This is a genomic window from Staphylococcus shinii, from assembly GCF_017583065.1.
GTDB classification, from domain to species: domain Bacteria; phylum Bacillota; class Bacilli; order Staphylococcales; family Staphylococcaceae; genus Staphylococcus; species Staphylococcus shinii.
In genome coordinates, this window is record NZ_JAGEVL010000001.1 from 32,298 (window position 1) to 55,994 (window position 23,697).

Here is a 23,697-nt window from a genome sequence, read left to right on the forward strand (position 1 = left end):
GGAATTTAAATTACATTTCTTTACAGTATATAAAAAGAGGTTAGGAATTTTCCTAACCTCTTTTTTATAATTATTATTGTCCTGTAGACATGCCAGCGCCACTTTGCTGCATCATTTGTTGTTGTTGCTGCTGCTGTTGTTGTTGTTTAATTTTCTCAGGGTCTAATATAGAGTCTTCAATTGCTTTTTTGATATCTCTATCTTTGTAATCTACTTTATATTCATCCAATAGCTCTTTATACGCATCTGTTAATAATTTAGGTTCTTTTTGAACTTTAGATTGAATTAATTGTGATTTAAGTTTGCCTTTTTCTTTATCAAAATCATCTTGTTTATCTGCTTTAATGATATGATAACCATAATCAGTTTTGACTACGTCAGAAATGTCGCCTTCTTTAAGTTTGAAAAGGGCTTTTTCAAATTTATCTTCCATTTGACCCTTGATAACATAACCTAAGCTTCCATCTTTCTTAGCTGAAGATTTATCCATAGATTCTTTTTTAGCGATTTCGCCAAATTTATCTGGATCTTTTTCAACTTGTTTTTGGATTTTTTCTGCTTTAGCTTTAGCGTCTTTATCTGATAAACCTTCTTTATCATCTTTGTTTTCTTTAACTTTAATTAAGATATGAGAGCCTTTTTTAGTATCTTCTTTAATTTCTTTATCTGAGATATCTACTTTGTCATTAAGCAATTCTTTTTGATAAGCTTGTAATTTTTTTTGTTCTTTGTAATCACTTAGAGACATTTTTTGTTGTTTTAACATGCTTTCAAATTGGTCTTTGCCACCATATTGCTTTTGCTCTTTTTCAACTTCTTTATCAATATCTTTAGTATTTACTTCATCTTTATATTTATCAGCTAGTAGTTTATTTAATAAAATAGAGAATGAACTGTTAGCAATTTGTTCATCGCCAATCTTATTCATAACATCTTCTACTTTAACGTCACCAGCTTTTGAAGAAATAATCGTATCTTCTTTTGAATCTGTTGCACTGTTACCACACGCACCCAACAATAGTGCACTTGCTGTAACAGGAACTATAACTTTTTTCAATGTTTTCATGGTTGGAAACTCCTTTTGTAAGAATAACAACGTAAATATAACATATTATTGGGTAATCACCAATTAGAAACGTAATTTCTAAGACTATAGTATTAGTTTATTTAAAAAAATAGGGCAACAAAATCAAATTATAAAAATCAGATTAAGTTGTCCCATTAGACAAAAAATAATTTAAGTTGTAAAAATGTTGTAACTCCATTTTGAATTAACGAGTTATTATAGTAACAGTAATGAAACCAAAACATGCATATTACTTTAAATACAATAAGTTAGAAAAATAATATTTATATATGGTGTTCGCGTTTTAATTTCACTTTGTTTAATATATTAATACCTGTTTGATGTTCTTCAATATAAGTGCCTTCGTTTGAAAATAAAATAATCTTTAAATATAAAAAGTCCATCACTGAATACCCCATATTTAAGGCAATAAGAAACATTAAGTAATGTCCGTATTGCGGAAATAAAGTGCTTAAATAAGCACAAATAGAAGTGATTAAAATAACAGGCGTCATTAAATCAAAGCAAAAATAATATTTGTTTATAGGTGTGTTAACGTACGTATTATAAAAAGGGATGTTTCTTTGTTTTAATAATTTATATTTTTTAAACGACTTATAGTACGGAAACAAGAATAATAAATGGATTGCTTTATGAATAGGGTATAATACTAATACAAGCAACAAGAAAACTAAAAAATATTTATCTGTTAGTTTAGTATTTGAAAAGAAGTATAAAATTTCATATGCAATGAGAAATGTAATGATAGTTGTGACTAAACTGAGGAATGCAATCCTAGGTAAACCAAAACGTGCATTAATATCTATTTGCCGTGTACAAAGATACATAGTTCGGTCATACTCCTTTATATTATAATTCGCATGCTATATACTTTCGTATTATCTATCTAAATAAAAAAAACGTCAAGATAAATTTGATGAAAGTATTTATCCTTAATTTTTAGCTTTACACCAAGCTCTAAGTCTGGATAAGTAAATATTGAATGTAAAAAAGAACTGTAGCTCACATAAATATAAGGCGAGCCACAGTTCAAAATGTTAATAACAGTCTTTAAACCGCGTAATTTTTAATTTAATTATCTTTTTCGAATGCTTTAGTAATTTCTTCTCCACGGTTTTGAAGGTTTTCTATATGAGATTGTAGTTTATCGATATTAGGATCGATATCTGATTTGAAATCACCAATCATCGTTTTAACTTCATCACCGATTGAACTACCAAATTCTGTACCTTCAGACTTTATTTGAGCAATATAGTTAGTGATGTCGTTTATACTTTGTTTAATTGTAGTGATTTCTCTATCAAACTCAGACTCAGCGCCGACTGGTTTCTTAGCATGTTCAACATATTCATTAGAATCTTTTTTATCGCGATTCATCAACGCTACACCTAGGCCAGTTGCAACTCCGGCACCTAGACCTAACAATATTTGAGCTGTTTTCATAAAAATTCTCCTCATTTCTAAATAGTATCTCAACGGTTAATAATTTTTATATACCCCATATGTTATAAGGTAAGCATTTTTAATCGAAGTGAGCAACTATCTCTTGTGCGATTTTTGCCTTTTGTTCATCGTCTATACTTTCAGCATGTGTTTCCCATTTATAACCAAACCCATCCACATCGTTTTCGTATCTTGGTAATAAATGGAAATGAAGATGGAAAACAGATTGATCGGCAAATTCGCCATTATTTTGTATAATATTTAATCCATCAGGGTTAAAAGCTGATTTTATAGCATTTGCTACCTTTGGTAAAGCAACTCCGATATGTGTCATAGTCTCACTATCAGTTTCAAAAATATTTGCAGATGCTTTTTTTGGTATTAATAATGTATGACCTTTTGTAACTTGTGAAATGTCTAAGAATGCGTATACGTATTCATCTTCATATACTTTATAACTTGGAATTTCACCATCAATAATTTTACTGAAGACTGTTTCTGACATAAAAGCTTCACTCCTTGTAAGATTGTTACTGCCTATTATAGCATTACTATATTATTCACGTCAGTTTTCGCAATAAATTTATACCTAAAGCTTTATTTTTGATACAATATAATTTGTGGAGGTGCCATATGACAGTAAAAGTAGAACATTTAACAGGCGGATATGGTAAACGACCTGTAATTAAGAATATAAATTTTGAACTCAATCAAGGAGAAATTGTTGGTCTTATTGGGTTAAACGGTGCAGGAAAGAGTACAACAATTAAACATATGCTAGGATTACTTACACCAATGGAAGGTAGTCTAACTATTTCAGATATTAACATCAACAAAGATGTAGAAACTTATAGAAGGAAACTATCATATATTCCTGAATCTCCAGTTATATATGAAGAATTAACGTTACAAGAACATATTTATATGACGGCTATGGCTTACAATATTAGTAGAGAAAAGGCAATGGAAAGAGCACGTCCATTATTAAAAACATTTAGGTTAGAAGATGAGTTAAATATATTCCCGAGTCATTTTTCTAAAGGTATGAAACAAAAAGTAATGATTATCTGTGCTTTTATAGTAGAACCAGAGTTATACATTATTGATGAACCATTTTTAGGTTTAGACCCTTTGGGAATTCAATCGATGTTAGATTTAATGGTTGAGAAAAAGAATGAAAATCGCACGGTTTTAATGAGTACGCACATTTTAGCAACTGCAGAGAGATATTGTGATCGATTTTTAATCATGGATGAAGGAGAAATCGTTGCTTTCGGTAATTTGGAAGAACTTCGGAAACAGACCGGCTTAGAAGGTAAAACACTAGATGAGATATACATCCATGTGACACAAGGTGGCAATAATTCATGACACAGGATGCTAAACAATTATTTTTTACTAGAAAAAAGGAAATCAGTAAAGAAAAGCAATATTACAATAAATTCATCTTCAACGGTCATTTTTCAGTATTCCTTGTAATTTTGTTAGGAGCATTTATATTAGGATATGGGGATTGGTTGAAGTCTATACCGCAACATATTAATTACGCCTTGATAGCAAGTGTTATTGTGGCAATTACTTCAATGTTTCCACTAAGAACTTTACTGAAAGATGCAGACCGATTGTTTTTATTACCATTTGAAAAGAATATGGAATTATACATGTCACAATCATTAGTCTATAGTTATTTTTCGCGTATAGGACTTCAGATTTTAATTTTAATCGTGTTATTTCCGTTGTTTTTCGTAATAAATAACCAATCATTTGAATTTTATATACTTTTTGCTGTATTAATGCTAGTTATGCCTTACTTAGGGTTATTAGTGAAATGGCAATGGTATAAGTATAAGTTAGAAAGTTGGTCGCTCCATCTTGTATTGTTTATCGTTTATACTTCGGGATACTATGTTGCGCTAGAAGCAAAACATTTTTCTAGTTTAACTTCAATTTTAGTATTAATCGGCTTAATCATTTTACTTAAATACCAAAATAAAAATCAATTATTCCCATGGGAAAGAATGATTAAGTCAGAACAACAACATCATATGAATTATTATAAATTTGTAAATATGTTTACCGATGTTAAGCACTTAAAGGAAACGGCAGTACGTAGGAGTTATCTTGACCCATTATTAATTACGCCAAAAAATAAGAAGTTTAATGAAAACTATATGTATCTCTACTTATTTATTAGAAGTTTTGCAAGAGGTAAGGATGCATTTAACATCATATTAAGATTAGTTGTATTAGCGATGATTTTAATGTTTTGGTTACATCAACCATTAGTTACGCTAATCATAGGTGGTCTTTTTATGTATATCATTTTATTACAAATGGCTCAGTTTTATACACAGCAAGCTTATGGCTTGTGGCCGCAAGTTTGGCCAAGTTCAGATACTAAAGTAATAAAAGGCTATGAACAATTTTTATATAGGCTTATGTTTATTGTAGGCGTATTGTTTGTGGTTGTTTATGCAATTACATTTCCAGTGTACAGCTATTATGGTTTATTATTCTTTTTGGTAGGATGGCTAACAATTAGAAATGTTATCAAAAAACTCAAATACCAAGAATCGTTATTAAGAGATTAAAAAAGTGGTCGTTACTCAATGAATCATTAAATGAAATGAGCAACGACCACTTTATTTTGATATAATCTTTACGAAAAAATTAATTATCGTCGATTGGGAACAGATATCTTTCGAAATAACTTGAATGTTGACCACTTGAACCAAAGAATTGACTAAGCGCAAGTTTATCAAAATTATCTTTGAAAACAGATGAAGCTTTAAAGTCTTCATAATCCGTTCTACTTTCAAAGCCAAAGTAAATCTTGTAAGTTAATCCATGCTCAGGTTTTAAGAAACGGTAGCTTCTATACCCTGCAAATTGTCTGAAATCAGTAGTTAAATTCTCTAATCTTTTTTCTAGTTGATAAGCATGATCTTCTGATGTTGGTATAAAGATTACAGAATAAAAGTGGTTTTCGTTTAATTCTCCCTCAGACTCAAGGATATTATAAATTAAAGGTTGTTTTAATACTGATTTTTCAGCTGTTTCTTCTAGAATCACTGAAGAATCAGATGCAGAAAATTGTAATAATTTATGGTCGGGATTGTTTAATCTAATTTGATTTAAATAACCAAACGTCCCATAAGATGCAAAAATTTTCATAAAGATTTTCCCCCTTGCTTTGTTTATGAAAGTATAGTTAACTACTATACCTTACTATAGATATATCTAAGTTTTCAAATAGATATAAAATAAGCTTTGATAACATTATAATTGATTTCTATTATAAAACAATAGTCAAATGATTAAATCGTGAAAAGCGAACAGTTTGTCTTTTTTATGACATTTAAGCACAATGAAATACGAACAATAATACAGTATGGTATTATAGATAAGAATGATTACAATGTAGGAGGATTACAAGGTGCATAATAAAAATAATACAATCCTAAATATGATTAATGGCGAAGCTGTGTCGCACACGCCAGTATGGTTTATGCGACAAGCGGGAAGGTCACAACCTGAATATAGAAAGTTAAAAGAAAAGTATTCATTATTTGAAATTACGCACCAACCAGAATTGTGTGCATATGTAACACACTTACCTGTAGATAATTATAATACAGATGCAGCAGTGCTTTATAAAGATATTATGACACCATTACAACCTATTGGTGTAGATGTTGAAATACAATCGGGTATTGGGCCAGTTATTCATAATCCGATTAAAAATATTCAAGATGTTGAAAAACTAGGTGCTATAGATCCCAAAAGAGATGTACCATATGTTTTAGACACAATAAAATTATTAACTGAAGAAAAATTAAACGTTCCTTTAATAGGTTTTACTGGTGCGCCATTTACTTTAGCAAGTTATATGATTGAAGGAGGCCCTTCAAAAAATTATAATTTTACAAAGGCGATGATGTATAGTGATGAAGCTACATGGTTTGCATTAATGGACCATCTCGTTGACATGTCTATCACTTATACTGCTGCTCAAGTAGAAGCGGGAGCCCAAATCATACAAGTATTTGACTCGTGGGTTGGCGCGTTAAACATTCAAGATTATCGTTATTATATAAAACCAGCTATGAATAAGTTGATAAGTGGTATAAAAGCAAAATATAATGTGCCAGTTATTTTGTTTGGAGTTGGTGCGAGCCATTTAGCTGATGAATGGAATTCTTTACCAATCGATGTTCTAGGTTTAGATTGGCGTTTATCAATTAAAGAGGCAAATGCAATGAATATTAACAAAACGTTACAAGGTAATTTAGACCCATCTCTATTATTAGCACCTTGGGATGCTATAGAAGAAAGATTAAAAGTGATTCTAGATCAAGGTATGACACACGGGAAGCATATTTTCAATTTAGGTCACGGCGTTTTTCCACAAGTTAAACCTGAAACCTTAAAACGAGTTACTACGTTTGTACATGAATATACACAAAGATAGTACGACATAAACTTTGGCTATCAAGACTTACAAATTCTTATGTCATATACATCTAAAATTTTTTATACAAAGGATGATTTTAAAATGACAAAAACGATAGGCTTATTAGTAATGGCTTACGGTACACCATATAAAGAGAGTGATATAGAACCTTATTACACTGATATTAGACATGGTAAACAACCGTCTGATGCAGAATTACAAGATTTAAAAGATAGATACCAATTTATAGGAGGACTGTCTCCTTTAGCAGGCACAACAAATAGACAAGCTGAAGCTCTACGTGACGCACTCAATGAAGCATATGACGAGGTGCAATTTAAACTTTATATAGGCTTGAAACACATCTCACCATTTATAGAAGATGCTGTACAATCAATGCATGAAGATGGCATAGATGAAGCAGTTACGGTTGTATTAGCGCCACATTATTCAAGTTTTTCAGTGGGATCATATAATACACGTGCCCAACAAGAAGCAGATAAATACGGTATACAATTTAAACATGTAGCACATTATTATCAACAGCCTAAATTTATACAATACTGGACTGAAAAAATTAATGAAACACTAACAAAAATCCCTCGTGAAGAGCACGATGAAACTGTGTTAGTAGTTTCGGCTCATAGCTTACCTAAAGGATTGATTGAGAAAAATAATGATCCTTATCCGAATGAATTGCATCATACTGCACAATTATTAGAGGAACAATCTGATATTATTCATGTGGCAGAGGGATGGCAATCTGAAGGTAATACAGGTACGCCATGGTTAGGACCAGATGTCCAAGATTTAACTAAATCTTTATATGAAACTTATGGATACAAGCATTTCATATATACACCAGTAGGGTTTGTTTGTGAACATTTGGAAGTATTATTTGATAACGATTATGAATGTAAAGTGGTTTGTGATGAACTAGGTGTAAATTATTACCGACCTAAAATGCCTAATACAGACCCATTGTTTATCGGTGCAATCGTTGATGAAGTTAAAAATGTTTATTAAAGGAAGCGTGAATTAATTTGGGTAAAAGTATCGCAATAATTGGTGCTGGTATTACAGGATTATCTAGTGCTTATTTTATAAAAAAACTACGCCCTGACGTAGATGTAACTATTTTTGAATCATCTAATAGAACTGGTGGGAAAATTCAAACTTATAGAAAAGATGGCTATACTATTGAATTAGGTCCAGAATCTTATTTAGGACGTAAACAAATTATGACTGATATTGCTCAAGATATTGGTTTAGAAAATGATTTGATTACCAATCAAACTGGACAGTCTTATATATATGCAAAGAATAAATTATTCCCAATCCCTGGTGGGTCTATATTAGGCGTACCAACTGATATAAAACCATTTTTAAAGACAAAGTTAATCTCTCCCCAAGGGAAACTACGTGCTGGATTAGATTTATTTAAAAAGCCTACAGAAATGAACGAAGATATTTCAGTTGGCGCATTTTTCCGAGAACGTTTGGGCGATGAGATATTAGAAAATCTAATAGAGCCCTTAATGGGTGGCATTTATGGTACAAATATTGATGATTTAAGTTTAATGAGTACTTTTCCAGAGTTTAAGCATAGAGAAGAACAATTTGGTAGTTTGATTAAAGGTATGAGACATGAAAAATTACAACGCCAAAAACAACGTCAATTATACCCAGGTGCGCCTAAAGGTCAATTTAAACAATTTAAACACGGGCTTAGTTCATTTATAGAATATTTGACTAAATATATTGTCAACAAAGGTGTTGAAATAAAATACCAAACGCCAATTAAAGATATTATTACTTCACAAACCAATTATGAAATTATCAGTGGAGATAACAAAGACACATTCGATAGTGTGCTAGTGACTACGCCACATCAAACATTTATGCAATGGTTTGGTAATGACCCTGCATTTGATTATTTTAACTCTATGGACTGTACCACAGTAGCAACAGTGGTATTGGCCTTTGACGAAAAAAATATTGAAAACACGTATGATGGTACGGGGTTTGTAATCGCGCGGACAAGTGAAACTGATATAACAGCTTGTACATGGACGAGTAAAAAATGGCCATTTACGACTCCAGAAGGAAAAGTGCTTATACGTGCTTATGTAGGTAAACCAGATGACACAGTTGTAGATGAACATACAGATGAAGAATTAGTTAATATTGTTAAAAAAGATTTAAGCCAGATGATGACATTTAAAGGCGCTCCAGACTTTAGTATTGTAAATAGACTACCTAAAAGTATGCCACAGTATCATGTTGGTCATATCAATAAAATTAGATCAATACAAACACATATTAAACAAAATTACCCAAAACTACGTATTACAGGTGCCTCATTCGAAGCGGTAGGTTTACCTGATTGTATTCAACAAGGTAAAAATGCTGTAGAAGAGTTATTAGCAGAATTATAATAATTAAATAAAAGCAATTAACCGTATCTTCTACTTATCGAATAGTTATATAGATGATACGGTTTTTTTATTATGGATATTGAATTGTTTATAATTCATATGAATCTATGAGATAATGAAACAGTTGCAAAATTAGCATATTAGATAGCTAATGTGATTCACATAAAGTGGGGGGGATATTTATGACTGATATCGTAATAGTACATTCAAAATATGGAGACGCATCGAATCATTGGTATGATTGGCTAGCAAATAACCTTACATTAGAAGGCTATAATGTAAAATTATTTAATTTACCATATGAAAAAGATAGCAAAATCGAAAAATGGGTAAGTGAAATGAAACAACAAATCCAAATTAATAAATATGAAACTTATTTTGTTACGCATGGCTTTGGTACTTTAGCATCATTAAAATATATTGAAGAAATGCATGTAAATTACATAGAAGGTTTGTTTAGTATTTCAGGATTTATGGAAGATGCTCAAGTATCAAATGAATTAGCTCTTACAGAAAAATTTCAAATTGATTATAAGCAAGTTAAAAGAAAAGTGGAAGCATTTTATGGCTTATGTGCTAAGGATGATAAACATGTATCATATGAAGAAACTAAAAGACTAATGGATAAATTAGGAGGCAAATGTAAAGTGACTGAATATGGAGGGCATTTTATGGAAGATGATGGATTTACAACATTTACAAGATTGCAAAGTAAAATGCTGGGTATTATGAGTCAATAAATAATAATCTTAATTAAAGTTATTTAAACGGCAAATCTTTAACTATTGAATTTTTATGATGCTTTTTTATTGGAACAATGTCTTAAAACTATAAATAAATTTCCGGAGAGGCTAATTATTTATATAAAAAAGGAACTAAAATTAAAATAATATTATTATTAACCATTTTTACACAAATTAGTTTTTAAAATCCATTGACTAAATCTCGAAATCTTTATATACTGAGTTAGTCTTATTTGATAGGTGATGTGCAAACAGCCAACATTATACTTAGTTTTAATTTTGATTAAGCTAATGTAAATTAATTTTAAAAAAACGTTGACATTAACTTAACATTTATGGTATATTTAATTGGTAGTCGTCATTAATAATATTAACGCGGGATGGAGCAGTTCGGTAGCTCGTCGGGCTCATAACCCGAAGGTCGGTGGTTCAAATCCGCCTCCCGCAATTTTTAAAGGTCCCGTAGTGTAGCGGTTAACACGCCTGCCTGTCACGCAGGAGATCGTGGGTTCGAATCCCATCGGGACCGCCATTTTTCATTATGGTTCAGTAGCTCAGTTGGTAGAGCAATGGATTGAAGCTCCATGTGTCGGCAGTTCGACTCTGTCCTGAACCATTCTTTTGATTTTTACTTTGGCGGTTGTGGCGAAGTGGTTAACGCATCGGATTGTGGTTCCGACACTCGTGGGTTCGATTCCCATCATCCGCCCCATAATCGTTAAAATGCGGGTGTAGTTTAATGGCAAAACCTCAGCCTTCCAAGCTGATGTTGTGGGTTCGATTCCCATCACCCGCTCCATTATAATTATTCCACAGTAGCTCAGTGGTAGAGCTATCGGCTGTTAACCGATCGGTCGTAGGTTCGAGTCCTACCTGTGGAGCCATGGCCCCGTGGTCAAGCGGTTAAGACACCGCCCTTTCACGGCGGTAACACGGGTTCGAGTCCCGTCGGGGTCATACAAACAGAAGTGAAATATCGCTTCTGTTTTTTTATATGGAGAGTTGTCCGAGTTGGCCGAAGGAGCACGCCTGGAAAGTGTGTAGGCGCCACAAGCGTCTCGAGGGTTCGAATCCCTCACTCTCCGTTAATTACATAATTTGAGCTTTCTTGAGACACCGAAATCCTTGATATAATAGGGTTTCGGTGTTTTTGTTTTTATGACATATTGTAAGTTTTGTTATCTTCTTATCAAATCAACTTTTCTCTTTATCTACTACTCCTTGTATGTTCTAACTTATTTTCAAATTTTTTTCGTAATCTATGATTGTTCTGCTTGTTTGTCTGAAATAACGTGACATTAACTATATTATATTGTAAAAAGTAGTGTTAAATTGATTAATAAGAACAAATGTTCTATTATATTCTTGAGGTGATTATATGGAACCCAATTTAGATTGGAGTAAAACTTTTCAAGAGTTTCAAGATATATTAAATTCAGGAATCAATCCAGAATGGCTATACAGCACTAAAGCAAACATGGTTTTGAATCCAGCTTATACAGGAGAAGGTAAGCAATTTTTCTTTACAAAAGATATTGTTAAAGCTAGTAAAACTATTCCATTCTTTTAAATTAATACTATGAAAATAACAACCTCAGATACACCAGGTGAATACGAATGCGAAATTGATCTCTGTATGATACCTGGAGAAAGACTTATATTATTAGTACCAGAAGCTTTATAGTTAATAGACAATTATTTGTAAAAATACTATTAATATATTAGTCATAAATATCACTGTAGTATTGTACGATATTTTAAAATACCGATTTGTTAGTTATTATATTTCTTTGGTTATTTTATTAGTTCAAAATATTTTAATATTTATAATATAGGGTATTTATAATAAAGAATATCAATGAGGTGTTATTATTGTCTTTAAATATAAATATAAATAGTTACTTAAAATTATTAGAAAATGAAATTTTAACAGAACAAAGATATTATCAAGAGAAGAATTATATATCAAAGTTTTTTTACAAGTTGTTTAAGCATCCAAGAGATAAAAATAAAGAATTATTATATTTAGATTCAATTGATGATGAGTCGTTTTATCAATTATTTAGTGCATATACTATAGGTAGTGAACTACTAACAATACCCGATTGTTTAAATGAAGATATAATGAGTTACGGTAGTATAGAGGATTTATTCAAAGATAGAGTTAAAATTTTGAAAGATAGATTGCCATTAAAACATGAAGCTGCAATCCATTTTAAAGAAAAAGATTGTAATTTTGTTAAGGAGAGTTTACTTGCTTTTCAAGAAAAGTTTTCTAATCAAAATATATTTTAGAAAGAAGTAATATAATTAAAAAAGATGATCGGTGAAATAACTATCCACTTTTTAAGATTATGGGGATAAAGAATAGTGATAAACTTAATTTAGATAAAATAATTTTACTTATAAATAACTTAAAAATAAAGAACCCTCAACTAAATAAATAAGTGAGGGATGTTATATACCGACAAAAAAAATATACATTTAAAAAATCTTAATTTACGGAATTATAAATTAAGTATAAGGAGTTAAAATATGAAACTAACAAAAATAGAACTTCAAGAAAAAGATTACCCAAAAGCATTAGAAATATGGGAAAAATCTGTAATTGCAACTCACGATTTTTTAAAAGAAAAGGATAGATTGGAAATAAAAGCTGAAATTCCTACATATTTTAAATTTGTCGAAGCTGATTTGTGGTTTAATGCCTACGAAGCAATTGGTTTCTCAGGTACAAACGAAAAAAATTTAGAAATGCTTTTTATAGATCCAAAATATTTTCAGATAGGATATGGTACTGAAATACTACAGTATTTAATTCAAGAAAACAAAGTTCAATATGTTGATGTAAATAAAGATAACTATAATGCTGTGAATTTTTATATCAAAAATGGATTTAAAAAGTATAAAGAATCTCAAAAGGATCAACAAGGAAGAGATTATCCAATATTACATCTCAAACTGTAAAGATTACTTAATGATATGGTTTTAAACAAATCATTTATATAGTTAGATGAGTTTATTTTGTGAAAGAAATTTACAGAAAGTAGCTTTGTTAGCTGTAGCTCCAGCATAAGAAGTTATTTCAGTAGCCCAACCCCCAAATCTTGAATCGTAAACATTATGTGCTGCTGTAAGTATAGTATCAGGAGCCATCACAGTACCTGTACCAATATAAGTTATATTGGTAAATATCATGTTTAAGAGTACTATAGTTTTATAAGGATAAGATGTATAATTTTTCACTAACATATGGTTATCTTTGGCTAAAATTCTTTCTATTTCACTTCCAGTGGCTTCTTCTATAGGTCTAAGGTTCTCTTGTGGTATCTCATAATCAACAGGTGTAGCATCTTTTATAGGTTTTGTGGGTTCAGTTATATAAGTATGGTTATTGTTTATTGATGATGCACTAACATTTTCTTCTTTTAAAACATAAGAGATAAGCAATAAAATCAATATTACTAAAAGAAAGCGCTTCATTAATTTAAAATCCTCCTTAAAACGATATTATAAAAATGATTTTCCTAAATTAATTAATCGCTGTATGTCACGTAGATTAGTTTGTCATTGGTAAAATCGAATACTACTTTCAAATTATTAAATTCTACTTTCGTATCTAAATTTTCAATTCTTGCAATTTGATAACCGTTCATAATTAACCAAGGCATATCATATTTTTGAATTTTCAAGGTTATATTTTCGTAATTTGCATATATCCATTCAATTCTTTTCTTGTTATCTTTTATATCAATGGCATTTAATTCAAGCTCTTTTGTATCATTATAGTTGAAATCATGCACTTTAGTTATTCTCCTTTAATGAATTTATCTGCTGTCATAACAGCTAACAGGTTATTTTGTCTTATGGCTTCTAATTTCATATTGAAAATTTGTGTTACGTACTGATCAGCACTTCTAGGCACTCTATTAAGTGTTTTTGAAAAATACTTCAACCATTCAATTTTATCTTCATATTTCATTTTACTAATTGCAAAGTTTTTCTTTTGCCCGTGCCTAAATAACCGCGTGGTAAATTTTCCAGCAAATTGGTCCCGTGTTTTCTGATCTTTGTAAATAGGGCTTTTGTAAATGACTTTATAAATTTCGTTAATTGTTGCAAAGTATTGTTTCCCTGTACTTTTGTGATGTGATAAATGTATACCATTATCAAAATTATTAACTACGACATAGTATTCGTAATCTGTTTTTATAGCATAATTTCTCGAGTTCATTAGAAATTCTATAGTGAATAATTGATCTTCAGCAGTTTGTGAAAATGTTTTAAATCTTAATTTATTTTTATCTATAATTGCTTTTTTAAACATTTTGAGTACGGATAAAGCATAGAACATACTGTTGTCGATAATATTAGCTTTTGGAACATTTCCATTTTCAAATATAGCTTTAGGCACGCTTCTACCTTTACCTTTAACGCCGTATTTTCCAATAATCAAATCACTTTTATGTTTAATTCCATAATTATATAAGTCTTCTAAGGTACGTGGGTGTAATAAATCGTCAGAATCTAAAAAGAAAATATACTCACCACTACTCATTTCAATACCTTTATTTCTAGGTTTGCTAGCACTGCCACTGTTGAATTTTAATCGTTTGAATTTAATTAACTTACTGTACTTTTTTGCATAAGATTTAATAATTTTTAATGTATTTGAGTTATTTGAATGATCGTCTACAATTATTAACTCATAATTGGCTTTCTCCATTGTTTGATTAATAACAGAATCAATTGTACGAAAAAGAGAACAATCGTTGTTGTATGTTGGCATAACTATGCTGACTTTTTTAATTTTTAAACGCCTCCTTTTTTACAAAGTTAGCAAAGAAGGCATTATTAGTATATGTAGTTAGTTATTTTTTAAAATAAGTACAAGCAAAACTAATAAAAAAATAAGTTAGATTAATGAAAGTTATATGCGGTAATGAAATATTAAATAGTAATATGATTTATTTTAATTATTAAATAATGTTAGTGGGTTAATAATATAAGGGGGGATGTATATTAAAGGAGATATTATACGATTAGTATAATATAAATTAAAATAGAAATTGACTATTTGGTAACATATTTAGGAGTTAATAATTGGTATAGAGTCGGTGACTAAAGTGGTTCTTATGTAAGAGCCCTAATCAACTTAAGTAATTATTAAGCCCATTTCTAAAAGGACCACTTCTTTAAAGAAGTGGTTCTTGATTTATTAAGTTAGTAAAAGTGATACCCTTTCTATCTAGTCATCTTAGTCAAATAAGAGCGATAAATTCCTTTTAGATGGATTAGATTTTTTTGGAGCTATATACTTGAGCGCAGTTCAAGTGATTTTTATTATAAAAAACACTAGTTTCTATATTTTTTAGTTATCGGAATTCAACCATTTAGTTTAAGCATTTTATTTTCAGTCATGTTTTCTTTGATGAAATAGGGGATGTATTTTAAGAGGAATTGACTTTGACGCGCTGACAATAATTAAATGTTTACCTAGATATATGTTTAATTATCTTGTTCGTTATTTAATACTTTGCCATTCTTAGCATCAATAGTTACTTCGTGTTTTTCTTTATCTTTTTTAAGGTCTAAATCGTAAACGAGTTTCCCATCGTCTTTTGATAGTGACCACTCTTTGATGTCTCCGTCAAATTCTTTTTGACCTTTTTTAATGGCTTCTTTATAATCGATGGCGTTATTATAATTAAATGTTTCGTTTTTATTAAGTGAATCTTCGTTTTCTTGTTCTTTGTTCAAGATTTTTTTATTTTTATCAGAGATAATAACTTCTGACTCTTTATAATCACCTTGTTGTTCAATTTTATATGCCCATTCGCCGTTGCTTTTTTCATATGAGATGCCTTTTAAATGTTGGTTATTATATGTTTGTTGAGCTTTTTTAATAGCGTCTTCAGGGCTTGTTTTAATTTTGTTGATAGCGATGACTTGGTTGTCAGATTTTGTATCTTTTTTATTTTCAGATTTTGTATCACTGTCAGATGAACCATTTCCACAACTAGCTAATAATAGACTAGAAAATACTATTACTGATAAACTTTTTAACTTCATCTGCTTCACTCCTTTATCATTTTTACAATAAATACTTACCCAATCTTTGATATAGACAAAACATTAAATGTGAAAATTTAATTTTAACCAGTTAAATCAGTTGATTTAACTGAATTTCAAAATAAAAGTAACATTTCCACTATAAGGTGATAAAAATAGTTAAGAAATAGGAAAAATAGTAAAAATAACACGTGTTGTGCAAGAACCCTGTTAAATAAATATAAACACGTTATAATAAGTATAATTGAGATGGAGGAATGACAGATTGGATTTTTGGTTAAAAACACAAGCTGAACAAAATAGTAAAGGAATATTTATCGATGATGGCGCGAATCAAATTACTTTTGGGAAGATGTATGATTGCGCTAAAAGACTCGCCTATAGTCTAAAACAATTAGAATTAAGCAGAATAGGTTTATATGTTAACAATACAATAGAATCCATAGTATTAATTAATGCTGCATGGGTAGCAGGAATAGAAGTAGCCATGGTTAATACGAGGTTAACTAAGGAAGAAATGATTGCTCAAATGAAATCTATAAATGTAAGTACCATCATAGCGATGGAACAACTTCATTTAAGAGATATTAAAGTGATAGATTTTCAAACATTGCAGACTCAGGAAGGGCACGAATTCGAAGCGCCGTTTTCAATCGCTCGAATCGCATCTATTATGTTTACTTCTGGTACTACAGGTCCACAAAAAGCAGTACCACAAACTTTTGATAATCATTATGCGAGTGCATTAGGTTGTAAAGAAAGCCTTGGATTTAATCAATCTACGAAATGGTTATCGGTATTGCCGATTTATCATATTTCTGGTTTAAGTGTTGTGTTACGTGCGTTAATTGAAGGTTTTACACTACGGCTTGAATCGAAATTTGATGCTGATAAAATGTTAAAGATAATTAAAGAAGAGAATCCTACACATATTTCGTTAGTACCGCAGACTTTAAAATGGTTAATGGACAAAGGATGGCAACAGCCATTTGCAATTCAAAAAATATTACTTGGCGGAGCTAAGCTAACTACGTCGTTAATAAATAAAGCATTAGATTATAATTTACCGATATACAATTCTTTTGGTATGACTGAGACATGTTCACAATTTTTAACAGCTACACCAAAAATGTTGAAACTCCGACCAGATACTGTCGGGAAACCTAGCGATAATGTTGAAGTGAAAATTTCACAACCTAATGTTTATGGCCATGGGGAATTACTGATTAAAGGTGACAATGTTATGAATGGTTATCTTTTCCCGACAAATAAACAAGATACCTTTGAGGATGGTTATTTTAAAACAGGTGATATAGCAGAAATCGATGAAGAAGGTTATGTCATGGTGTTTGATCGTAGAAAGGATTTAATTATAAGCGGTGGGGAAAACATATACCCTTATCAAATAGAAACGGTTGCCAAAAAGCATAAGTCTATCGAAGATGCAATGTGTGTCGGTATTGAGGATGATACATGGGGTGAAGTACCTTATTTATATTATGTTGCATCAGAAACTTTAACAAATAAACATTTAATAACGTTCTTTCAAAACCATCTAGCAAAGTATAAAGTGCCAAAGCAATTTAAGCGTGTTACTTCTTTACCGTATACATCAACAGGCAAATTGCAGAGGAATCATTTATAAAAGTAATAAGGAGTCTATATGAAAATAGTTGATATGCATCTATATCTTTATGATGAACGGTTTAATACACCAATTATTACACCTAAAATAAAACTGGAGAAACGTAAAGCATTGTTTGTAGCTTTAGTTACGGATAATAATGTATATTACTATGGAGAGTGTAACGCATTTGAAACCGATTGGTATACAAATGAAACGATTGATGAAGCTCAAATTCAAGTTAAAGAGTGGTTTGAAAGTATTCAAGACATAGCGTTTTATACTTTTGATGATATAATAAGTAGTTTAAACCATTTATCTAAATACCCGGCAACTAGAAGTATGATTGTAATGGCTTGCTACCAAATGTTTTTTAAATTAACAGATTTTAGCGTAGCATATGGTGCAACGGTTAGTGGCTTAGCAGAAGAAAATATCTTGCAATTATCTCAAACGCGACCTCAACGCGTTAAAATAAAATGGTCTGATTCAATTTTAGATGATATTAAAACAGTTGAAAAATTATCATTCAAACCAGATATTGTTGTAGATGCAAATGAATCTATAACCGAGGCGGAGATAACCAAGCTAACAACAATTGGAAATAACCGATTATTGTATATAGAGGAGCCATTTAAATCTTTAGAGATGCTAAAACAGTTTTATATCTATGAATTACCACCAGTTGCCATAGATGAAAAGGCAGACACTGTAAATAACATTCTAGAGGCTATAGATGCTTACGCTATAGCTGTTGTTGTATTGAAGCCATTTAGATTAGGAGGCATTGATAAGGTGCTGGATATCATTAAAGCTCTTAGTGATAAAAATGTAAAAATAGTCATAGGTGGCATGTATGAGTATGGCTTGAGTAGGTATTTTACTGCGATGCTAGCCCAACTTTGTGATTATCCAAGTGATATTACACCAGAAGGCTATTATTTTGAAAAAGATATAGTCGACCGCGCAGGTATATTAAAAGGAGGCTCAATTTATTTTGAGCCTCCAAAGGTTAAGAGTACAAGATTAACACGAATTTATTAATCTTTTTTGTTATCTTTTTTCTTTAAAGGCACTGGATCAAAACCGCCTTTATGAAGCGGATGACATTTTGAAATTCTTTTAATACCTAACCAAGTACCTTTGAATGCACCATATACTTGAATTGCCTCTCTTGTATATTCCGAACAAGTAGGGTAAAAACGGCAAGTTGCAGGCGTTAATGGTGATATGAATCGTTGATATATACGGATTAGTCCAAGAAATATAGTTTTCATAAATTTTGCCTCCAACAAATAGCTTAGCTTTAGCATAGTTAGTTTAACATAATAATGGGAAGAGTGATGTATATGAAGTTTAAAGACAAAGATAACGACAACGTATATTTATCATATAAAGATAAAGAAGATATTGCTGATGGAAATCATGTACTTATTATTCCGAAATATAAAAATCAGTTGCTATTTACAAACCATAAATTACGGGGCATCGAATTCCCAGGCGGTAAAAAAGAGAATGGAGAAACAAGTGAAGCAGCTGTTGCGCGTGAGTTGTTTGAAGAAACAGGGGCGACGATAGCGCAATGCGAGTATATTGCACAATATCAAGTACAACGTGTAAACGGCGTTAGCTTCACCAAAGATGTATTTATGGTAAATGTATCAGAGATAAGTCGACAAGACGATTATTTAGAAACAAATGGACCGTTATTTTATAAGAATATAGCTGATGTTCCAGAAAGTAAAAAAAGTTATTTGTTGAAGGATGATGCAATTTTACACTGTTTAGAGAGAGTGATATCACTTGGATTTTATAAATAGAAAACGTATGCCAATAGAATCTATACATCATATATTTGAAGAAGTCACATATTGTGTCGATAACTTAAAAGTTCGAGGCTTAGTAATGACGCCAAAAAAAGATGTAAAAAGAATTGTGATTTATTTACGTGGTGGTAAAGGTCAAGTAGGCAAAGTAAGAGCAGCCAGAATGATGCAATTTGCAAATACAAGCACTTTAGTCTTTGGTCCGTATTATAGAGGAAATAATGGTAGTGAGGGTAAAGATGAATTTTATGGGGCAGATTTAAATGATGTCACGGTCGCTATACGCATACTGCATCAAAAATACCCTATTGCTGACATTCATATGGTTGGGTTTTCGAGAGGTGGACTTCAAGGTTTGCTCACATTTCAAGATTTACCAATCTCAAGTTATATTATTTGGGGTGGTGTGTCTGATATATACTTAATGTATGAAGAACGTGTTGACTTAAGGGGCATGTTGAAACGCATGATTGGCCATCCTAAAAAGCAGGCTGATGCCTATCAACAGCGAGATGCATTAGCTCAGATTACTAAGTCAAGTCCACCTATATTTATTGTTCACGGTGGAGAAGATAAGCAAGTAGGCATTCATCATGCCTATTATTTAGCGCAGCAATTAGAGGAAAAGGGAACGACTTTCCGTACGTTTTATCAAATGTCAGAAGGTCATATACCGAGACCTTTTGCTTTAAAAGAAACACTTTATGAAATCAAGAAGTGGATGACAGATGTGGAAAAAAATAAAATATAATAGAATAAATAAAAATAGAGGAGCGGGCATTACGCCCGCTCCTCTATTTTATATATGATATTTGTGATATTAAATATTATTTGAACCCGCCGTGTGTTGCTAAATCATCTACTTCTACTCCAAATTTTTCGAAGTTATGTTTGAAACGATTGATTAAATCTTGAGCTTGTTCTCTATATGCTTCTGGCTTACTCCAAGCATTAATAGGGTTCAATAGAGTTTGAGGAACATCCTCAACTTCTACTGGGATATCTAAACCGAACATATCGTCTTTAATATATTCAGCCTCTCTTAATTCTCCAGTAATTGCTTGATTTACCATTTGTCTCGTGTAATTTAGACTAATACGACGCCCTACGCCATATTTACCACCAGTCCAGCCAGTGTTTACAAGATAAACATCAACATCATGTTGATCAATTAAGTTGCCTAATAAATCAGCATAAACTTTAGCGTTTAGAGGTAAGAATGGTGAACCAAAGCATGTAGAGAATGAAGGTTCTGGCTCAGTTACGCCACGTTCTGTACCAGCTAATTTAGCAGTAAATCCACTCAAGAAATGGTACATTGCTTGATCTTTGGATAATTTTGAAATTGGTGGTAGAACACCAAAAGCGTCTGCAGTTAAGAAAATAATTGTATTAGGGTGAGCCGCTTTAGATGGTGTTACAATATTTTCAATATGGTTGATTGGATATGCTGCTCTAGTATTTTCTGTGTATTGATTATCATCGAAGTCAACGTCACCATCTTCGTCAACAATAACATTTTCTAAAATGGTACCGTATTTAATAGCGTCATAAATTTGAGGTTCTTTTTTATAAGAAAGGTTAATTGCTTTTGCGTAACAACCACCTTCAATGTTAAAGATGCCATTTTCGTTCCAACCATGTTCGTCGTCTCCAATAAGCTTACGCGTTGGATCAGCTGATAGTGTAGTTTTACCAGTTCCAGAAAGACCGAAGAATAAAGCAACGTCACCTTTGTCTCCAACGTTAGCTGAACAGTGCATGCTCATAATGTTATCTTTAGGTAGTAAATAGTTCATTACGGAGAAAATACCTTTTTTCATTTCACCAGCGTACTCAGTACCACCAATGAGGATGACTTTATGTTTGAAAGATGTGATGATAAATGTTTCTGAGTTTGTGCCGTCAATTTCTGGATCGGCTTTAAAATGCGGTGCTGAAATAATTGTGAAGTTTGGTTTGATTTCTTGTGCTTCTTCTTTTGAATTTGGACGGATAAACATATTTTGAGCAAATAAGTTATGCCACGCTAATTCATTTACAACAGTTAATTTCAATTGTGAGTCGTTATCACTGCCTGCATAACCATTGAATACGTATAGTTCATCTTTTTTGTCTAAATAATTTAGTACCTTATCGTATAAGTTTAAAAATGTTTCTTCCTCAATCGGTTGATTAACATTACCCCAGTCAATATCATCTCTATAAGATGGCTCATTTACAATAAACTTATCTTTTGGTGAACGACCTGTATATTTACCTGTTCTAGCGTTAATTGCACCTAATTCGGTAAGTTCGCCTTCATCATTATTTAAAATTTTATTATACAACTGTGTTGTAGATAATTGAAATAATGAAGATTTTTTGTCTAAAATACTTTCAATTTTGCTTGTATAAGTGTATGTATCTACAGCCATACTAATCCCTCCAACGCTATTTAGTTATTGTAAGCCTTTACAATTACAGAGTATAACACATATATATCATTAGTCCATACCAATTTAAAAGGAATTTTAAATAAATATTAATAAATGTAAAATTGACATTATATCGTTGATTCTGTACTATAGAACTTAACGGATTCTCTTATCCTGAGTGGCGGAGGGACATGGACCCAATGAAGCCCAGCAACCTCTTCTTAATACGAAGAAAGGTGCCAAACCGTTTGCAGACAAATAGCGTCTGAACGATAAGAGCGAATGGACGTATAAGGGCCTTCTCTCTATTTATTGATAGTGTAGAAGGCTTTTTTAATGAGCTCAACAGAGAGAGAATTTTCGTAATTTAAAACTAAAGGAGCAAATTATGACTTACAATAGAAGATTATTCACTTCAGAATCGGTAACAGAAGGACATCCTGATAAAATAGCGGATCAAGTATCTGACGCTATATTGGATGAAATATTAAAAGACGACCCTCATGCACGTGTTGCTTGTGAGACTACAGTAACAACTGGTATGGCGTTAATTTCAGGTGAAATATCAACAACAACATATGTTGATATTCCAAAAGTGGTACGAGAAACAATTAAAGAGATTGGATATACGCGTGCTAAATACGGTTACGATAGCCAAACCATGGCAGTGTTAACGGCAATTGATGAACAGTCACCAGATATCGCTCAAGGTGTCGATACAGCTTTAGAATATCGTGAAGATGCTACTGAAGAAGAAATAGAAGCTACAGGAGCGGGCGACCAAGGTTTGATGTTCGGTTATGCAACAAATGAGACGGATACATACATGCCTTTACCGATTTTCTTATCACATCAACTTGCTAAACGCTTATCAGATGTACGTAAAGATGAGATATTAGACTATTTACGCCCTGATGGTAAAGTACAAGTAACTGTAGAGTATGATGAACAAGATCAACCACATCGCATTGATACGATTGTCGTATCAACGCAACATGCTGAAGATATTGAATTAGAACAAATCCAAGATGATATCAAGCATCATGTTATTTATCCAACAGTACCAGAAGCACTTTTAGATGAGGATACAAAATTTTATATCAATCCTACTGGGCGTTTCGTAATAGGTGGTCCACAAGGTGATGCAGGACTTACTGGGCGTAAAATAATTGTTGACACATATGGCGGTTATGCACGTCATGGCGGGGGATGCTTTAGCGGTAAGGACCCAACTAAAGTAGACCGTTCAGCTGCATATGCTGCACGTTATGTAGCTAAAAATATCGTTGCTGCTGAATTAGCAGATAAATGTGAGGTACAACTTGCATATGCTATCGGTGTAGCTGAACCAGTTTCTATTTCTATAGATACGTTTGGCACAGGAAAAGTTAATGAAAGTGAATTGGTTGAAGCAGTGAGAGAACATTTTGATTTAAGACCCGCTGGGATTATTAAAATGTTAGACTTGAAACATCCAATTTATAAACAAACTGCTGCATATGGTCATTTTGGTCGTACAGATGTATTATTACCATGGGAAAAGTTAGATAAAATTAATTTATTAAAAGATACAGTTAAAGCTTAACAAGAACAA

Annotated in this window: 25 protein-coding genes, 8 tRNA genes and 1 riboswitch; of the genes, 22 read left to right on the forward strand and 11 right to left on the reverse strand. The window is 31.6% G+C overall.

All coding sequences use genetic code 11. The features are described 5' to 3' along the window. Positions 1–73: 73 nt before the first annotated feature. From prsA to J5E45_RS00180, 4 genes are all read right to left on the reverse strand, one after another. Positions 74–1,066 (reverse strand): peptidylprolyl isomerase PrsA, encoded by a 993-nt coding sequence (gene prsA, locus J5E45_RS00165; protein ID WP_039066977.1) that lies wholly within the window; start codon positions 1,064–1,066, stop codon positions 74–76. Positions 1,067–1,350: 284 nt separating this feature from the next. Then, complete coding sequence (locus J5E45_RS00170; RefSeq protein ID WP_039066979.1) at positions 1,351–1,914, reverse strand: DUF3267 domain-containing protein; 564 nt, start codon at positions 1,912–1,914, stop codon at positions 1,351–1,353. Between the two features lie 244 nt (positions 1,915–2,158). Next, the gene (locus tag J5E45_RS00175) at positions 2,159–2,530 is read right to left on the reverse strand and encodes a YtxH domain-containing protein (RefSeq protein WP_039066981.1); all 372 of its coding nucleotides are present in this window, start codon (positions 2,528–2,530) and stop codon (positions 2,159–2,161) included. A 79-nt stretch (positions 2,531–2,609) separates the two neighbouring features. Then, complete coding sequence (locus J5E45_RS00180) at positions 2,610–3,035, reverse strand: HIT family protein (protein WP_208181436.1); 426 nt, start codon at positions 3,033–3,035, stop codon at positions 2,610–2,612. A gap of 128 nt (positions 3,036–3,163) precedes the next feature. Here J5E45_RS00180 and ecsA point away from each other — a divergent pair, with 128 nt between their 5' ends. Both ecsA and ecsB read left to right on the forward strand, forming a co-directional pair. Continuing rightward, complete coding sequence (ecsA, locus tag J5E45_RS00185; RefSeq protein WP_039066983.1) at positions 3,164–3,901, forward strand: ABC transporter ATP-binding protein EcsA; 738 nt, start codon at positions 3,164–3,166, stop codon at positions 3,899–3,901. Continuing rightward, entirely contained in the window at positions 3,898–5,121 is a 1,224-nt protein-coding gene (ecsB, locus tag J5E45_RS00190; RefSeq protein ID WP_208181437.1) for an ABC transporter permease EcsB, read from the forward strand. Before ecsA ends, ecsB begins: the two co-directional genes overlap by 4 nt. Before the next feature lie 79 nt (positions 5,122–5,200). On the opposite strand, the gene J5E45_RS00195 is transcribed toward ecsB, so the two are convergent. Next, positions 5,201–5,704: an antibiotic biosynthesis monooxygenase gene (locus tag J5E45_RS00195; RefSeq protein WP_039066987.1), complete on the reverse strand. Its 504-nt coding sequence runs from the start codon at positions 5,702–5,704 to the stop codon at positions 5,201–5,203. A gap of 262 nt (positions 5,705–5,966) precedes the next feature. On the opposite strand from J5E45_RS00195, the gene hemE reads away from it, so the two are divergent. From hemE to J5E45_RS00270, 15 genes are all read left to right on the forward strand, one after another. Further along, positions 5,967–7,001 (forward strand): uroporphyrinogen decarboxylase, encoded by a 1,035-nt coding sequence (gene hemE / locus J5E45_RS00200; protein WP_101049736.1) that lies wholly within the window; start codon positions 5,967–5,969, stop codon positions 6,999–7,001. Between the two features lie 84 nt (positions 7,002–7,085). Next, positions 7,086–8,009 (forward strand): ferrochelatase, encoded by a 924-nt coding sequence (gene hemH, locus J5E45_RS00205; protein WP_208181439.1) that lies wholly within the window; start codon positions 7,086–7,088, stop codon positions 8,007–8,009. A 17-nt stretch (positions 8,010–8,026) separates the two neighbouring features. Continuing rightward, complete coding sequence (hemY, locus tag J5E45_RS00210) at positions 8,027–9,421, forward strand: protoporphyrinogen oxidase (protein WP_208181440.1); 1,395 nt, start codon at positions 8,027–8,029, stop codon at positions 9,419–9,421. A 182-nt stretch (positions 9,422–9,603) separates the two neighbouring features. Then, entirely contained in the window at positions 9,604–10,161 is a 558-nt protein-coding gene (locus tag J5E45_RS00215; protein WP_069792550.1) for an RBBP9/YdeN family alpha/beta hydrolase, read from the forward strand. Between the two features lie 377 nt (positions 10,162–10,538). Further along, positions 10,539–10,612: transfer RNA gene (locus J5E45_RS00220), tRNA-Met, on the forward strand. Positions 10,613–10,620: 8 nt separating this feature from the next. Next, positions 10,621–10,696: transfer RNA gene (locus J5E45_RS00225), tRNA-Asp, on the forward strand. An 11-nt stretch (positions 10,697–10,707) separates the two neighbouring features. Then, positions 10,708–10,780, forward strand: a tRNA-Phe gene (locus J5E45_RS00230). Positions 10,781–10,800: 20 nt separating this feature from the next. Then, positions 10,801–10,876: transfer RNA gene (locus tag J5E45_RS00235), tRNA-His, on the forward strand. A gap of 13 nt (positions 10,877–10,889) precedes the next feature. Next, positions 10,890–10,963 (forward strand) — tRNA-Gly (locus J5E45_RS00240). Positions 10,964–10,973: 10 nt separating this feature from the next. Next, positions 10,974–11,048, forward strand: a tRNA-Asn gene (locus J5E45_RS00245). Position 11,049: 1 nt separating this feature from the next. Continuing rightward, positions 11,050–11,121: transfer RNA gene (locus J5E45_RS00250), tRNA-Glu, on the forward strand. A 39-nt stretch (positions 11,122–11,160) separates the two neighbouring features. After that, positions 11,161–11,249, forward strand: a tRNA-Ser gene (locus tag J5E45_RS00255). 293 nt (positions 11,250–11,542) lie between these two features. Then, complete coding sequence (locus J5E45_RS00260; protein ID WP_039066993.1) at positions 11,543–11,734, forward strand: hypothetical protein; 192 nt, start codon at positions 11,543–11,545, stop codon at positions 11,732–11,734. A gap of 302 nt (positions 11,735–12,036) precedes the next feature. After that, positions 12,037–12,459, forward strand: a complete 423-nt coding sequence (locus J5E45_RS00265; RefSeq protein ID WP_069792248.1) for a hypothetical protein — start codon at positions 12,037–12,039, stop codon at positions 12,457–12,459. Positions 12,460–12,699: 240 nt separating this feature from the next. Further along, complete coding sequence (locus J5E45_RS00270; RefSeq protein ID WP_069792247.1) at positions 12,700–13,131, forward strand: GNAT family N-acetyltransferase; 432 nt, start codon at positions 12,700–12,702, stop codon at positions 13,129–13,131. A 42-nt stretch (positions 13,132–13,173) separates the two neighbouring features. Here J5E45_RS00270 and J5E45_RS00275 read toward each other — a convergent pair whose 3' ends face one another. The 4 genes from J5E45_RS00275 to J5E45_RS00290 form a co-directional block, all read right to left on the reverse strand. Beyond that, the gene (locus J5E45_RS00275) at positions 13,174–13,647 is read right to left on the reverse strand and encodes a trypsin-like serine peptidase (RefSeq protein ID WP_208181442.1); all 474 of its coding nucleotides are present in this window, start codon (positions 13,645–13,647) and stop codon (positions 13,174–13,176) included. Between the two features lie 53 nt (positions 13,648–13,700). Next, the gene (locus tag J5E45_RS00280) at positions 13,701–13,967 is read right to left on the reverse strand and encodes a hypothetical protein (RefSeq protein ID WP_069792245.1); all 267 of its coding nucleotides are present in this window, start codon (positions 13,965–13,967) and stop codon (positions 13,701–13,703) included. A 5-nt stretch (positions 13,968–13,972) separates the two neighbouring features. After that, entirely contained in the window at positions 13,973–14,974 is a 1,002-nt protein-coding gene (locus J5E45_RS00285; RefSeq protein ID WP_208181614.1) for a glycosyltransferase, read from the reverse strand. A 698-nt stretch (positions 14,975–15,672) separates the two neighbouring features. Beyond that, the gene (locus J5E45_RS00290; protein ID WP_208181444.1) at positions 15,673–16,236 is read right to left on the reverse strand and encodes a PepSY domain-containing protein; all 564 of its coding nucleotides are present in this window, start codon (positions 16,234–16,236) and stop codon (positions 15,673–15,675) included. Positions 16,237–16,501: 265 nt separating this feature from the next. On the opposite strand from J5E45_RS00290, the gene menE reads away from it, so the two are divergent. Beyond that, on the forward strand, positions 16,502–17,881 hold the full coding sequence (gene menE, locus J5E45_RS00295; RefSeq protein WP_208181445.1) for an o-succinylbenzoate--CoA ligase: 1,380 nt from the start codon (positions 16,502–16,504) through the stop codon (positions 17,879–17,881). 18 nt (positions 17,882–17,899) lie between these two features. Beyond that, the gene (gene menC / locus J5E45_RS00300) at positions 17,900–18,904 is read left to right on the forward strand and encodes an o-succinylbenzoate synthase (protein WP_039067005.1); all 1,005 of its coding nucleotides are present in this window, start codon (positions 17,900–17,902) and stop codon (positions 18,902–18,904) included. Here menC and yidD read toward each other — a convergent pair. After that, positions 18,901–19,137, reverse strand: coding sequence for a membrane protein insertion efficiency factor YidD (yidD, locus tag J5E45_RS00305; protein ID WP_039067006.1), 237 nt, complete (start codon positions 19,135–19,137; stop codon positions 18,901–18,903). The genes menC and yidD overlap by 4 nt on opposite strands. A 66-nt stretch (positions 19,138–19,203) precedes the next feature. Here yidD and ytkD point away from each other — a divergent pair, with 66 nt between their 5' ends. Both ytkD and J5E45_RS00315 read left to right on the forward strand, forming a co-directional pair. Further along, on the forward strand, positions 19,204–19,680 hold the full coding sequence (gene ytkD, locus J5E45_RS00310; protein ID WP_080750256.1) for an RNA deprotection pyrophosphohydrolase: 477 nt from the start codon (positions 19,204–19,206) through the stop codon (positions 19,678–19,680). Beyond that, positions 19,664–20,437 (forward strand): alpha/beta hydrolase family protein, encoded by a 774-nt coding sequence (locus tag J5E45_RS00315; RefSeq protein WP_172643866.1) that lies wholly within the window; start codon positions 19,664–19,666, stop codon positions 20,435–20,437. The genes ytkD and J5E45_RS00315 overlap by 17 nt, the downstream gene beginning before the upstream one ends. 76 nt (positions 20,438–20,513) lie before the next feature. On the opposite strand, the gene pckA is transcribed toward J5E45_RS00315, so the two are convergent. Continuing rightward, entirely contained in the window at positions 20,514–22,103 is a 1,590-nt protein-coding gene (gene pckA, locus J5E45_RS00320; RefSeq protein WP_208181447.1) for a phosphoenolpyruvate carboxykinase (ATP), read from the reverse strand. A gap of 166 nt (positions 22,104–22,269) precedes the next feature. Continuing rightward, a riboswitch (SAM riboswitch) is annotated at positions 22,270–22,382 on the forward strand. A 109-nt stretch (positions 22,383–22,491) separates the two neighbouring features. Here pckA and metK point away from each other — a divergent pair. After that, positions 22,492–23,688, forward strand: a complete 1,197-nt coding sequence (gene metK, locus J5E45_RS00325; protein WP_039067010.1) for a methionine adenosyltransferase — start codon at positions 22,492–22,494, stop codon at positions 23,686–23,688. Positions 23,689–23,697 lie beyond the last annotated feature (9 nt).